A 12,221-nucleotide genomic window follows, 5' to 3' on the forward strand; every position below is an offset into this window, starting at 1 on the left:
CTACAACAAGGCGCACACCAACCAGGTCAAGCTCGATATCATCCCCAATGCCGAGATCATCCCCAAATACGGTGCCGCGGCCGCCGGCGGCACAGCGCCCGACGCGCTGTCGCTCGACCTGATCTACACGCCCTCCTTCGCCGCAGCCGGCCAATTGGAGGACATCACCGACTGGGCAAAGTCCCTGCCCTATTTTGCCAGCCTGTCGCCGGCGCATGTGAAGACCGGCACCTACAAAGACCACATTTACGGCCTGCCCTTCTCCGCCGACGCCTCGGTGCTGATCTGGAACAAGAAGCTGTTCAAGCAGGCCGGCCTCGATCCCGAAAAAGGCCCGGCCAACTGGGCCGAGATCGCGGCCGATGCCGAGAAGGTCAACGCGCTCGGCGGCAACATCAAGGGCTTCTACTTCTCGGGCAATTGCGGCGGCTGCAACATCTTCACCTTCACGCCCCTGATCTGGGCGTCTGGTGGCGACATCCTGAGCGAAGACGGCTCGAAGGCGACGCTGGACAGCCCGCAGCTGCGCGGCGCCATCGATCTCTACCGCTCGATGGTCAAGAAGGATCTGGTACCGGCAGGCGCACAGACCGACACCGGCGCCAATTTCTTTGCCGCCTTCGCCGCCGGCAATATCGGCATCTCGCCGTCCGGCGCCTTTGCCATCGGCGCGCTCAACACCCAGTATCCCGACATCGATTACGGCGTCACTTCCTGCCGGGCAAGGACAGCGGCTGGTCGTCCTTTGCGGGCGGCGACAATTTCGTCGTCACCAAGGGCACCACGAAACTGCCCGTGGTGAAGGAGTTCCTCGATTTCGCCTATTCGCTCGAGGGCCAGACCATCCTTGCCAAATACGGAAGCCTGCCGGTGCGCGGCGACATCGCCAAGGACGCGTTGAAGGATCTCGATCCGCGCTACCAGATCGCCGCCGAAGCCATGGCCAAGGGCAAGACGCCCTATTCGGTGGTGTTCAACGACCTGATCAACTCCGCCAACGGCCCGTGGACGCAGATGATCAACGAGGTCTTCTTCGGCGACGATGTCGATGGCGCGATAGCCAATGCGCAGGAAACGATGCAGTCGATCATCGACCAGGCGCCGCAGAAGTAGCGGACGCCTGCCGGCCGCCCGCCTGTCTCCCTGGGCGGGTGGCCGGATACCGCATCGCCAACGGCAGGGCTATCGCGTTGAGAAAAGACCCCCTCATCCGGCCGCTTCGCGGCCACCTTCTCCCCGCTGGGGAGAAGAGGCTGGCACCATCCCCGGCAACCTCCTCTCCCCTCGGGGAGAGGTCGGATTGCCCCGAATTGCTCTCTTCAATTGGGTTGGCAATCCGGGTGAGGGGGTTCTTTGCCAATGTCCCAATAGCATCGAGCGCGCAGTCATGACCGTCATCACCGCAGCAACCCCTGCCCCGCCCCGCGCCCGCAAGGTCGCCAGCCGCCACCAATGGATCGGCCTGCTCTATGTCGCGCCGGCTGTCGCGCTGGTCGTCGTCTTTTTCCTGATCCCGCTCGGCATGACGGCGTGGATGTCGCTGCACAACTGGCCCCTGATGGGCGAGCACAGCTTTATCGGCCTCGGCAACTATGTCGCCATCCTGCGCGACACCCGGTTCTGGAACGCGCTGCGCTTCACCGCCTACTACACCGTGATCGTCACCATCGCGATCTTCGTGGTGGCGTTTCCGCTGGCACTGTTCGTCGAGCGGCCGCGGCCGCTGACCAATCTTTACCGGACGATGTTCTTCATGCCGGCGGTTGTCGGCTTTGCCTCGGCCAGCCTGCTCTGGTCATGGCTGTTGAACGTCGATTCCGGCCTGTTCAGCCCGGCCGCCTACGACCTTGGCCTGATCGACAGGAAGTTCAACCTTTTGGCCACCTTCCAGCCGGCCTTCTGGTCGATCATCGCCATGGTCGTCTGGAAGGTCGCCGGCTTCACCATGATCATTCTGATGGCCGGCCTGCAATCGATCCCGCAGGATCTGCAGGAGGCGGCCGTCATCGACGGCGCCGGTCCGTTCGCCAGGTTCAGGGCGATCACTTTGCCGCTGATGCGCCGCACGCTGGCGCTGGCCCTGATCCTGTCGGTCGCCGGCTCGATCCTCGCCTTCGACCAGTTCTACATCATCCTGCGCGGCGGCCCACGCAACCAGACGCTGACGGCGGTCTACTGGATCTTCAACCAGTCCTTCGTGTCGTTCAAGCTCGGCTACGGCGCGGCTTTGTCGATGGTGCTGCTGGTGATCCTGGTGGCGCTCAGCCTCGTCCAGCTGTGGCTGCTGCGCAAGCCGGAGGGGCTCGACTGATGGCGCAGGCCGCTTCCCGCAACCGCCGGCTCTTGAGCCGCATCGGCGAGCATTCGACCGGCATCGTCGCCTCGGTGCTGTTTGCCGCGCCGATCGTGTGGGCGGTGCTGTCGGCGTTCAAGCCAGCGACCGAAGCGCGCCTGCCGCCGCTGCCGCCCTGGCCGACATCAGGCTTCTCGCTGGAGAACTACGCCACGCTCAACAGCTTCGGCGACGGGCTGTGGGTCTCGGCGCAAAACAGCATCTACGTCTCGGTGATGACCGTCGTGCTGTCGGTCGCCGTCAGCGTGCTGGCCGGCTACGGCTTTTCGCGGTTCCGGTTTCCGTTCAAGGACCTGTTCTTCATCCTCATCCTGTCGACGATCATGATCCCGTTCCAGTCGATCCTGACGCCGATCTTCCTGGTGCTGACCAAGCTTGGCCTGCACAACACGCTGACCGGCCTGGTCGGCGTTTATGTGACGCTGCAACTGCCGTTTTCGATCTTCATGATGCGCAACGCCTTCGACGCAGTGCCGCGCGAGATCGAGGAAGCCGCCCGCATGGACGGCGCCGGCAATCTCACCATGCTTTGGAAGGTGATGCTGCCGCTGGTCTGGCCGGGCGTCGTCACCATCGCCCTGTTTGCCTTCCTCGGCGCCTGGAACGAATTCCTCGCCGCCCTCGTGCTGATGACCGATCAATCCAAATTCACGCTGCCCGTGATGATGACCGCACTGCAGTCGGGCCGCTTCGGCGCCATCGACTGGGGCGCGGTGCAGGCGGGCGTCACCGTGATGATGGGGCCGTGCCTCATCCTGTTCCTGGCGCTGCAGCGCTTCTACATCCGCGGCCTGATGGCCGGGGCCGTCAAATAGAATGGAGTAAATTCATGACCGCATCGCCATCCGCAAAAACCGGGAAACCGAAGCTCGCCTTCCGCCCGCTGCCGGTGCCGCAGGTCGACGTGCACGGCTTCTGGGGCGATCGCGCCGACGCTGTCGCCGCCCGCACCGCCGATATCCTTTACGAGCGCTGCGTGGAGGCCCGCATGCTGGAGCAGATCGATCCGGACCGTCCCTCGCCCGGCATAGTCATCCCCTTCCACTCGCCCTCTCCCGACGAAGCCGACCGCCAGGGCGCGGAATTCACCGGATCGACGGTGACCACGCAGATGTTCTGGGATTCCGATCTCGGCAAGACGATCGAGACCGCGGCCTATTCGCTTTACCGGCGCAAGAATCCCGAACTGGAGAAGAAGATCGACGCCGTCATCGACATGTATGGCAGGCTGCAGCAGGAGGACGGCTATCTCTCCAGCTGGTACCAACGCATCCAGCCCGGCAAGCGCTGGACCAATCTGCGCGACTGCCACGAGCTCTATTGCGCCGGCCATCTGATCGAGGGCGCGGTCGCCTACTACCAGGCGACGGGAAAACGCAAGCTGCTCGATATCATGTGCCGCTATGCCGACCACATCGCGTCGGTACTCGGCCCGGAGCCCGGCAAGAAGAAGGGCTATTGCGGCCACGAGGAGATCGAGCTGGCGCTGGTCAAGCTGGCACGGGTGACCGGCGAGCGGAAATATATGGAGTTGGCCAGATACTTCATCGACCAGCGCGGTCAGCAGCCGCATTATTTCGACGAGGAGGCCCGCGCCCGCGGCGCCGACCCGAAGGCCTATCATTTCAAGACCTATGAATACAGCCAGTCGCATATCCCGGTGCGAGAACAGAACAAGGTCGTCGGCCATGCTGTCAGGGCGATGTACCTCTATTCCGGCATGGCCGATATCGCGACCGAATATGGCGATGATACGCTGCGAGCAGCACTCGACCTTCTGTGGGACGATCTCACCACCAAGAGTCTCTACATCACTGGCGGACTGGGGCCGTCGGCGCACAATGAGGGCTTCACCAGCGACTACGACCTGCCCAACGAAAGCGCCTATGCCGAGACCTGTGCGGCGGTCGGCTTGGTGTTCTGGGCCAGCCGCATGCTCGGCATGGGGCCGAACGCGCGCTACGCCGACATGATGGAACGCGCCCTCTACAACGGTTCGATCTCGGGCCTGTCGCTCGACGGCTCGCTGTTTTTCTACGAGAATCCATTGGAAAGCCGGGGCAAGCACAACAGGTGGAAGTGGCACCGCTGCCCGTGCTGCCCGCCCAATATCGGGCGCATGGTCGCCTCGATCGGCAGCTATTTCTACAGCCTGGCCGACGATGCGCTGGCCGTCCACCTCTATGGCGACTCGACCGCGCGCTTCGATATATCGGGCGTCCCGGTGAGCCTGACGCAGGTCAGCAGCTATCCCTGGGACGGCGCCGTCGACATCATGCTCGAACCGCGGGCGCCGGTCGAGTTCACTTTGCACCTGCGCATTCCCGCCTGGAGCGCCAGTGCCGGGTTGAAGATAAACGGCGAAGCCATCAGGCTGGCGGATATCACCAGCGACGGCTACGCCGCGATCAAGCGGACATGGAAAAAGGGCGACAATGTCCGGCTCGATCTCGAAATGCCGATCGAGCGGCTTTATGCCAACCCGCAGGTGCGCCAGGATGCTGGTCGCGTCGCGCTGTCACGCGGCCCGCTGATCTATTGCTTCGAGGCATCAGACAATGACAGCCAGCCGCATCGCCTGACGCTGCCGCGGACGGCCACCATCGAAGCGCAGCACCGGCCGGAACTTCTCGGCGGCGTGGTGACGCTGTCGACCGCGGCACTTGCCGATGTCTCCGACGGCTGGCAGGACGGGCTCTACAGGCCCGAGCCGCCGGCCACCGCCGAGACGCGACTGACCGCCATTCCCTATTTCGCCTGGGACAACCGCGAGCCCGGCGAGATGCTGGTATGGCTCAGGGACGGCTGAACGAGGTCGGTGTATCGGCGATGACCGATCCAAGCTCAGCCGCGGTCGATGCCGCGGTTTCGGGCTTTTGGTCCATATAGCGCAGACGCAGGCGCAGGAATGGCGCCTCGACGCAGGTATAGCTGAGATAGCCGATCGGGATCGTCGCCACGAAGCACAATGCGGACCAGAGGCATGCGACGTAGAAATTGCTGATGCTCATGACATTCGTGTCTATGAACGCTGCCAATTGCATGACGAAGAACAGGTGCAGAAGATAGATCGAATAGCTGTAGGCCCCAGCCTTCTCCAGTACCCTGAATGGCGGGCTTGTTCGCTTTCTCGAAAAGCTCGTGTCGTAGTAGGCGATGCCGAATGAATAGGCTGCCGCCTCCAGGGTCGGCAGGATGATCCATATCCAATGAGGCGACGGATAGCGGCCCAGTTGGTAAAATCCGCCGGCTGCATCGAACCACCAGAAGAACCCCGAAAAAGCCATGAGCACGGCCAGCGCCAGCCAGTGTTGGTTCTTCGCGTGGGCACGCAGGTGAAAGGCAAGAATGCCGGCCAGGAACTGATCCGCATGGCCTATGATGGTTGCGGACGCCGCCGACTGCACTTCGCCGATCTGCACATACAGGACGGACCTCAGCACAATGGCTGCCGCGATGAACAGCAAGGGCGCGAACACAAACCGCCTGGATACCATCAGCAAGAACGGCAGCAACAGGTAGAAGTGCGCTTCGATCGTTATCGACCAGCCGCCGTTCGGGAGGGTGGGAAAAAGAAACCCCAATCCGACGCCCGTGAAATACCCGTCGAGGGACTGGCCGGCCACGTACCTGCGGCAGGCCTCGATGCATAGCATGGCCAGGAGAAGCGGAAGCAGCCTGAGGGCCCTGTTGGCAAAGAAGGGCAGATAGTTGATCTGCTTTCCATCGAGCAGCTTGGCGAACAGGTAGCCGGAAAGCGCCATGAACAGGGAAACGCCAGTATGCCCTTCATCCAGAACGCTGAAGATAGGAAGAGCCGGCACGAAGTCATAAGGCACGGGGCCTTCAGGAGAAGCATGAAGGAAATGCCAGGTAAAGACAAGAAAAGCCGCCAGGCCACGAACATGATCCAGCGCTGGGTAGTGCTCTCCGGTCGAGGATTTCATGATTGGCCCACGCGCACCGTGTCCTGCGCCGGTGTTCAGGTCATCGTTGGCCCAGAACTGTTTTCAATTCATTAAACCTTCACTGCGGAGACTTCCGAAATCAGAGATTTGCTTCGCAAGGTGCTGTGGCCTGCAAGCATCCGGAGCCAAACACGACTGAAGCGTGCCGCGTCTGAGCGGATCACTTCTGGGCGGATCACTTCTGGGCGACGGTCAGCCCGATCTCTTCCGCCACCAGTTCCTGCAGCCGCCACAGATTGCGGTCGCGGATGCCGCAGGCTTCGAGGTGGCGGATCGTCTCGAATAGATATTGCGCGCCCGAGCCCCAATGACCGACGGCTGTCACCAGCGTCGCCGCGATCGCCTGCTTGTCGAGCTTGCCGGCATAACGCGGATTGGCGGGATCGACGACGAAGCCAAGCGCGCGACATGGGCCGCCTTCGGTCCTGACCTGCAGCCAGCGCGGCACGTTGACGGCGGGCAGGATGGTCATTTCGCGGCGCAGCAGCGCTTCGAGGTTGGCCGCCACCGGTTCCGCGATCTCGAACACCACGCCCTGGCACTGGCCGCCGCGATCGAGCGCCATCATCAAGCCGGGCTGCTCGACCGTGCCGCGAAAACGCTGCACCGTGAAGCAGAACGAACGATGCCAGCCGCTGGCCACCGCGCGTCCTCCGCCCCTCACCTCGCCGGCGGGCTTCCACAGCAGCGAGCCATAGGCAAATAGTTTCAGCGGCCCGGCCGGAGCGCCGGCCAGCACCTCGTCGCGGATACGCGCATAGTCGGCATCGGTCATGTGAACCATGCCCGGCGTCAGCCCGGCATCCTCGACAGCACGCATAGTGCGCGCGACCAACGCCTCGGTCAGCGCCATCGGCGTGTTGCGCGGCACGGACTTGCGCGGCGATATGGCAGAAATCGGCTGGTTCATTTCATACCCTCTACCGTCGCCGTCATGTTGCCGAAGGCAGAGGGATTCTCAAGGGTCCATGTGACCGGCGCAAAATTCAACGGCCGATGCCGGGCGGGTGACCCTCCCGCCCGGCATCCAATCATTCTAGTGCTTGGTGCTCTTGCCGCCGATGGGGATGCGCCTCATCTTGTTCTGTGCCTTCTCGGATTTCGGCAAGGTGACGAACAGCACGCCGTTGCGGAAATCGGCAGCGACCTTGTCTTCTTCGACTTCGAAGCCGATCGGAATGCGACGTTCGAAGCGGCCGTAGAATCGCTCGGAGAACTGACGTTCCTTGTCGTCGGTTTCGGCGTGTTTTTCACCGCGCAACGTCAGGACGCCGTCATCGAGCAACACCTCGATGTCCTTTTCCTCCATGCCGGGTATCTCGGCGGTCACGCGGATTTCCTTGTCCGTTTCCGAGATTTCCACGCTAGGCCAGCCACCGCCCGCTGAAGAGAGCCTGCCCAAGGATGGAAGACGTGAACCGAAACCGCGGAACATGTCGTCAACAAGGCGGTTCATCTCGCGATGCAGGCTCATGAATGGGTCCTGATCGCGGTCGCCTGAGAGGGTCGGAACCTGGTTTGGATCGCGACCCCATGGCATCAGATCACGAATGGTCATTGCATTTGCTCCTTTCTTGATCCTGTCTATCGTTCGTTTGCATGCTCTGGTTGCCATGCTCGGACGATGCGCGTCTGCGCCATTGGCGCTCCCGTCCAGTTGGGAACGCCTGGATCAGTGGCGGGGGCTCGCGCACCTGAGCCTGCCCGAGGGCCACCGCCCCTGACCCGCGCGGCGCCCGTGAAGCCGGCGCCTCGTCGGCACTGGTGCGGAGGATTTTGGACTCCGTCGCGGGTGGGTCAAGACCTCGTAATGTAATGTGATTGGTGCATGCAGGTGCCTGCGTCACCGGTGCTGTCCACATCAGTCGTGCCCTTCGATCGGCATGTCGCGAAACAGTGGTCAACCGCCGGCTTGATGTCTGCTGGACCGGAGCCGCCTCGGCGTCAACGCGCGGCTGGTCGGCTGGATCGGCGGTCTCGAGGACAGGGAACAATGCCGCTGGCAGGCCGTTCTGTTCCTTGCCGGAGGATGCCATGAACGACGCGTCGGCACAGCCCGCTGGCCCCGTCCTTTCATCGGCGGAGCGTGTCAACACGCTGTCGCATTTTCACCGCGCCGAGATCGCTCGCATGGCGGGATGGCGCGACCGGCTGGACAGGACAACCAACTGGGCAATCACGGTGGTGGCGGCGCTGCTTTCGGTATCGCTGTCGACGGCCAGTGCGCATCACGGCGTGCTGCTTTTCGCCATGCTGCTGATCTTGCTGCTGCTATGGATCGAGGCGCGCCGCTATCGGTTCTTCGATTTCTATCGGGCGCGCGTACGCCAGTTCGAGCGCCACTATTTCGCGCAGATCTTTTCCCCACAGCCCGACTTTGCCTCGGACTGGCTGCTCATCGTCGGGGAAGGCCTACGCGCGCCGAAGTTCCTGCTGTCGCAGCGCGTCGCGCTAGCCCGTCGGCTGCGGCGAAATTACATCTACCTGTTCCTGATCCTCTTGCTGGCCTGGGTGCTCAAGATATCCACGCCCAGCCTTCAAACCGTGGGCGTCAGGACCGGCTTTGCCGGTTCGCTTCGCGAAGCCGTAGACAGCGCCGCCCTTGGCCCCGTTCCCGGTGTGGCGATCGTGGTTGTCGTGGCCGCATTCTATGTCGGGTTGCTTGCCATCGTCTTTTTCACGGCCGATAACGACGGCGAACTGTCCTTTGGCGACGTGCATGTTTGACGTTGATGCCCGGCAACACGCCGCTGCAACCAAACGGCGGCCCGCGCGCTGAAATGGTCGGTCCGCCGAGACGTTTGAGGGAACGGAACTTCGCGCCTAGATGCCGAAGAACTGCTTGCCAACCATGTAACCCAGTGCCGCCACGACCAGCGGAAACAGCGCCGGCGCGGCTTTGCCCAGAAGGGAGACCTGCGGGTCCTTCGCCGGCGTATGACGTGCATTGCCGAGATTCTTGGTCATTGCTTGCCTCAGGTTCGAAAGACTCATTAGCAAATGCTGATTAACAGCATGGCCGCATTAACGGCTTGATAGGAAATCAACTCTGATCAGATGCAAATTCTAATGATCGGCACATGGACGGCAAAGACGCGCTGCCCTATTTGGCGGCGTTCGAAGCATTGACGGGGACGCGCGGCCGTTCGCGGCAATCGACAAAAACACGCCCGAACAACAAGATGGCTCAGGAACGCGATTTAGCAGGTGAGCGCCAGCTCCGAAGCCGGTGCAGTTCATCCGCCGCCTCGCCCGAGCTTCGTGTTGATAGCTCGGGGTCGAACGCATGTCCGCGGCGTAGGCAGGCCGCCTCCCGTCAAAAAATTCGCAAACCAATGTCGGACTGGCTAGGCTTCGTCCGTCCTTGGGGTATCGAACAGGCATTCATGAAAGGATCCAGCAATGCCCGGCACCGTACGTTTGCACCGCGTTCTGACGACCAGCCCGGAAAAGGTCTATCGCGCCTTCGTTGAAGCGGACGCGCTGGCCAAGTGGCTTCCGCCAAACGGCTTCACCTGCACGGTCCATAATTTCGAGGCAAAGGTCGGAGGCACGTTCAAGATGTCGTTCCGCAATTTCACCACCGGCGACAGCCACGCCTTCGGCGGCGAATACCTTGAACTCGTTCCGGGCGAGCGCCTGCTCTACACCGACAGGTTCGACGATCCCAACCTGCCCGGCGAGATACGGGTGACCGTGGTCTTGAAAAAAGTGTCGGTCGGCACTGAAATCGACATCACCCAGGCCGGCATTCCGGACGTCATTCCGGTCGAGGCCTGCTATCTCGGCTGGCAGGAATCGCTCAGAAACCTGGCAAAGCTCGTCGAGCCCGAGATCAATCAATAGGCTGCGGATGGCCGGGAGAACGGCCGTTTCTGGCCTGCCGAAGCCTGAAACTTGGACTGTGGCGGGAACTGCCCTTTGTCGCTAGCAATTCATCATTGCGGCACCCCTGTGCCTGGACGTGTCGATGAAGAATGCAGCGGAGGTTGAAAAAGCATGACTCTGACCAACCGAGACATCGTCGAGTTGACGGCGTGGCGGCGCCAGCTGCACCAGTATCCGGAAATCTCGAATGAAGAGGAGAAGACGGCAAAGGAGGTCGTCGCCTTCCTCGCCGATACGGGGCCGGACAAGGTGCTGACACAGCTCGGCGGGCACGGCGTCGCGGTCACATATGACAGCGGCAAAGCAGGGCCGACGGTGCTGTTCCGTTCGGAACTCGATGCCTTGCCTATCGAAGAACTTTCAGGCGTGCCGCATGCGTCGCGCGTGCCGGGCAAGTCGCATATGTGCGGCCATGACGGACACACCGCCATCCTGGCATCCCTCGGCCGGCAGTTGGGGCGCGAGCGGCCTGCAAGCGGCCGCGTCGTGCTGATGTTCCAGCCGGCGGAGGAAACCGGCAATGGCGCAGCCGGCGTCGTTGCCGATCCCCGCTTCGGCGAGATCGCGCCGGATTTCGCTTTCTCGCTGCACAACCTGCCTGGCGTGCCGTTCGGCGAGGTGCGGCTCAAGCCCGGCGTGGTCAACTGTGCGTCACGCGGCATGCGCATCGTGCTGGAGGGCAAGACCGCCCATTCGTCCATGCCGGAGACCGGCACCTCGCCGATGCTGGCGATCAGTGAGCTGATGCCGGCGCTGCCGGCGCTCGGGCGCGGAACCTTCGCCGACGACGACTTCTCCATGCTGACCGTCACCCATGCCGCGATGGGCGAGGCCGTGTTCGGCATCGCGCCTGCTCATGCGCAGGTGTGGGCAACGCTGCGCACCCGGCGTGACGAGCGCATGGCGAACCTTTGCGCTGCTGCCGAAGCACTGGTCGCCAGGATCGCCGGCGAGCATCGCCTTACCGCCCGCTGGGACTATCACGAGATCTTCGTCGCCAGCGTCAACGCGCCGGACGCGGTGGAGCATCTGCGGCGCGCGCTCGATGAAGAGGGCGTATCGCACGGCGAAGAGGCCCTGCCGATGCGCGCCTCGGAAGATTTCGGCCTGTTCGGCCATAGTGCCAAGTCGGCGATGTTCTTCCTCGGTGCGGGCGAGCGGCACCCCGCCTTGCACAATCCCGACTATGACTTTCCCGACGACCTGATCCCGATCGGGTCGAGGATCTTCATGCGCACGGCACGCAATCTCCTGGGCTGACCTCCGCCAACTCCAACGCCGAAAGGAACATGCAATGCCAAAGATACCGAAGAACACGATTTGCCTTTGGTTCGACAAGGACGCCGAGGCTGCGGCGCGCTTCTACGCAGAGACCTTTCCCGACACCAGCGTGGGCGCCGTTCACCGTGCGCCGAGCGATTTTCCGTCCGGCAAGAAAGGCGACGTGTTGACGGTCGAATTTACCGTCGCCGGCATTCCCTGCATCGGATTGAACGGCGGCTCCACATTCAAGCAGAACGAGGCCTTCTCGTTCCAGATCGCCACCGACGATCAGCAGGAAACCGACCGCTACTGGAATGCCATCGTCGGCAATGGCGGCCAGGAGAGCGTGTGCGGCTGGTGCAAGGACAAATGGGGCGTGTCCTGGCAAATCACGCCGCGCACGCTGACCGAGGCCATGGCGGCCGGCGGCGAGGAAGCCAAACGCGCCTTTGATGCGATGATGGAGATGACGAAGATCGACGTCGCGGCGATCGACGCAGCCCGGCGCGGCTGACCTCGATCGCGGCTGAGTTGCTATCTGACCTTGATGACGACCTTGCCCTTGGCGCGTCCTGTTTCGACATAGGCCAGCGCCTCATTGGTCGCCTCGAAGGGAAATATCCGGTCGACGACCGGGCGGATCGCGCCGGATTCGATGAGCGATGCGATCTTGCTCAGCTGCTCGCCCTGCGCCCACATGAAAAGGAACGAGAACGTCACGCCACGGCGCTTGGCTTTCGCTCGAATAC

Annotated in this window: 12 protein-coding genes and 1 pseudogene; 8 read left to right on the forward strand and 5 right to left on the reverse strand. The window is 62.6% G+C overall.

Annotation, left to right across the window (positions count from 1 at the left end; all coding sequences use genetic code 11):
• From EN932_RS16635 to EN932_RS16650, 4 genes and pseudogenes are all read left to right on the forward strand, one after another.
• Positions 1 to 1,113 (forward strand): annotated as a pseudogene (locus EN932_RS16635) (sugar ABC transporter substrate-binding protein); the annotation flags it as partial.
• A gap of 274 nt (positions 1,114 to 1,387) precedes the next feature.
• Positions 1,388 to 2,311 (forward strand): sugar ABC transporter permease, encoded by a 924-nt coding sequence (locus EN932_RS16640; RefSeq protein ID WP_024503911.1) that lies wholly within the window; start codon positions 1,388 to 1,390, stop codon positions 2,309 to 2,311.
• The gene (locus EN932_RS16645; protein WP_128368919.1) at positions 2,311 to 3,168 is read left to right on the forward strand and encodes a carbohydrate ABC transporter permease; all 858 of its coding nucleotides are present in this window, start codon (positions 2,311 to 2,313) and stop codon (positions 3,166 to 3,168) included. Before EN932_RS16640 ends, EN932_RS16645 begins: the two co-directional genes overlap by 1 nt.
• A 14-nt stretch (positions 3,169 to 3,182) precedes the next feature.
• Positions 3,183 to 5,162 (forward strand): glycoside hydrolase family 127 protein, encoded by a 1,980-nt coding sequence (locus EN932_RS16650; protein ID WP_127385453.1) that lies wholly within the window; start codon positions 3,183 to 3,185, stop codon positions 5,160 to 5,162.
• Here the strand turns inward: EN932_RS16650 and EN932_RS16655 are convergent.
• The 3 genes from EN932_RS16655 to EN932_RS16665 all read right to left on the reverse strand — a co-directional run bounded on the left by EN932_RS16655 (position 5,149) and on the right by EN932_RS16665 (position 7,879).
• Positions 5,149 to 6,300: an acyltransferase gene (locus EN932_RS16655; RefSeq protein ID WP_127369946.1), complete on the reverse strand. Its 1,152-nt coding sequence runs from the start codon at positions 6,298 to 6,300 to the stop codon at positions 5,149 to 5,151. The genes EN932_RS16650 and EN932_RS16655 overlap by 14 nt on opposite strands.
• A 196-nt stretch (positions 6,301 to 6,496) precedes the next feature.
• A complete protein-coding gene (locus EN932_RS16660) occupies positions 6,497 to 7,231 on the reverse strand; it encodes a gamma-glutamylcyclotransferase (protein ID WP_127385452.1) in 735 nt (244 codons plus the stop codon).
• Between the two features lie 126 nt (positions 7,232 to 7,357).
• Positions 7,358 to 7,879, reverse strand: a complete 522-nt coding sequence (locus tag EN932_RS16665; protein ID WP_127370606.1) for an Hsp20/alpha crystallin family protein — start codon at positions 7,877 to 7,879, stop codon at positions 7,358 to 7,360.
• Between the two features lie 476 nt (positions 7,880 to 8,355).
• Between EN932_RS16665 and EN932_RS16670 the strand changes: the two genes are divergently transcribed.
• Positions 8,356 to 9,048, forward strand: coding sequence for a DUF2270 domain-containing protein (locus EN932_RS16670; protein ID WP_013530519.1), 693 nt, complete (start codon positions 8,356 to 8,358; stop codon positions 9,046 to 9,048).
• Positions 9,049 to 9,144: 96 nt separating this feature from the next.
• On the opposite strand, the gene EN932_RS16675 is transcribed toward EN932_RS16670, so the two are convergent.
• Positions 9,145 to 9,288: a hypothetical protein gene (locus EN932_RS16675; RefSeq protein ID WP_013530518.1), complete on the reverse strand. Its 144-nt coding sequence runs from the start codon at positions 9,286 to 9,288 to the stop codon at positions 9,145 to 9,147.
• Positions 9,289 to 9,723: 435 nt separating this feature from the next.
• Here EN932_RS16675 and EN932_RS16680 point away from each other — a divergent pair, with 435 nt between their 5' ends.
• The 3 genes from EN932_RS16680 (at position 9,724) to EN932_RS16690 (ending at position 11,986) form a co-directional block, all read left to right on the forward strand.
• On the forward strand, positions 9,724 to 10,167 hold the full coding sequence (locus EN932_RS16680; RefSeq protein WP_013530517.1) for an SRPBCC family protein: 444 nt from the start codon (positions 9,724 to 9,726) through the stop codon (positions 10,165 to 10,167).
• A 153-nt stretch (positions 10,168 to 10,320) separates the two neighbouring features.
• Positions 10,321 to 11,469 carry an amidohydrolase gene (locus tag EN932_RS16685; RefSeq protein WP_013530516.1) on the forward strand — a complete coding sequence of 383 codons (1,149 nt, stop codon included), beginning with the start codon at positions 10,321 to 10,323 and terminating at the stop codon, positions 11,467 to 11,469.
• Between the two features lie 43 nt (positions 11,470 to 11,512).
• Positions 11,513 to 11,986 carry a VOC family protein gene (locus EN932_RS16690; RefSeq protein WP_027160885.1) on the forward strand — a complete coding sequence of 158 codons (474 nt, stop codon included), beginning with the start codon at positions 11,513 to 11,515 and terminating at the stop codon, positions 11,984 to 11,986.
• A gap of 20 nt (positions 11,987 to 12,006) precedes the next feature.
• On the opposite strand, the gene EN932_RS16695 is transcribed toward EN932_RS16690, so the two are convergent.
• The coding region (locus EN932_RS16695) for a zinc-binding dehydrogenase (protein ID WP_164890506.1) at positions 12,007 to 12,221 on the reverse strand (215 nt) is incomplete at its 5' end.

Origin of the sequence: Mesorhizobium sp. M7A.F.Ca.US.002.01.1.1 (assembly GCF_004022955.1) — a bacterium.
GTDB lineage: Bacteria > Pseudomonadota > Alphaproteobacteria > Rhizobiales > Rhizobiaceae > Mesorhizobium > Mesorhizobium ciceri.